Genomic DNA, 261 nt, shown 5'->3' on the forward strand with positions numbered 1-261 from the left:
CGCCGAATACGGCCAGCGCCAGCGGCCGCAACTTGCCATTCACACTGACACTTGGCCCGTCACCGCCATCGCCTTCAAACACGCCGCTGTCCAGGCCACCTTCTCCCTTGGCCGCCTTGCCTTGCGACGAAGCGTTTTCGGCGACCACCATCAGTTGGCCACGGCGTTTATTAAAGATGATGCGGTACAGGTTCTTGTTCATGACATGTCCTAGCGACAATCAATTAGTGCGATAAGGGAGAAGAGAACGGCTGGCGGGTG

1 protein-coding gene is annotated in these 261 nt (G+C 57.9%); it reads right to left on the minus strand.

Features of this window, described 5'->3' with window-relative positions:
- The coding region (locus GCN74_RS28470; RefSeq protein WP_193317315.1) for an ESPR domain-containing protein at positions 1-202 on the minus strand (202 nt) is incomplete at its 3' end.
- Positions 203-261: the final 59 nt, after the last annotated feature.

Origin of the sequence: Janthinobacterium sp. FT14W, from assembly GCF_009208755.1 — a bacterium.
GTDB lineage: Bacteria > Pseudomonadota > Gammaproteobacteria > Burkholderiales > Burkholderiaceae_D > Janthinobacterium > Janthinobacterium violaceinigrum.